This window comes from Mangrovimonas sp. TPBH4 (genome assembly GCF_001280505.1).
Taxonomy (GTDB): Bacteria; Bacteroidota; Bacteroidia; order Flavobacteriales; family Flavobacteriaceae; genus Mangrovimonas_A.
Window position 1 is genome coordinate 1 of record NZ_LBIO01000032.1, and the last position, 614, is coordinate 614.

The window sequence follows — 614 nt, forward strand, 5'->3', positions numbered from 1 at the left end:
AGCCTAGGCATTCCCCATACGCCCTTGTTTAGCTTATTGTACTTTTTGTCTTTTTAATGAGTTACGTTATTGCTCGTTACAATAACATTTTATTTTTCATGTATATCTTTCCAATATGTCAATGAACTTCTGTCCCTATGGGACTCGTGGAGAATATCGGAGTCGAACCGATGACCTCCTGCGTGCAAGGCAGGCGCTCTAGCCAGCTGAGCTAATCCCCCGTTATATTTAGCTGTCAGTTAACAGTTATCAGTTAACAGTACTTATAACGGCTACTCAACCTCTAAAATTTCCTTTCAGTTTTTAATGAACTTCCCAATTGTTTATTGGTCATTGCCAATTGCCAATTGATTTTCGTAGTCTCAGGCAGACTCGAACTGCCGACCTCTACATTATCAGTGTAGCGCTCTAACCAGCTGAGCTATGAGACTGTTTGCAGACTCAAGACTTCTAGACTCAAGATTCAAGACCTAAAGTCTTGGCTCTCGCTTCTTGTCATCTTGTTTCCATGTTTTAAATTAACAGCAAAAGAACAGGCGCACCTTAAGCTCCTTCTTCCAGTTTCGTCGTCTTTCTCTAGAAAGGAGGTGTTCCAGCCGCACCTTCCGGTACGG

2 tRNA genes are annotated in these 614 nt (G+C 42.3%); both read right to left on the reverse strand.

Annotation, left to right across the window (positions count from 1 at the left end):
- Positions 1 to 147: 147 nt before the first annotated feature.
- Positions 148 to 221 (reverse strand) — tRNA-Ala (locus ZA05_RS01210).
- Positions 222 to 357: 136 nt separating this feature from the next.
- Positions 358 to 431, reverse strand: a tRNA-Ile gene (locus tag ZA05_RS01215).
- Positions 432 to 614: the final 183 nt, after the last annotated feature.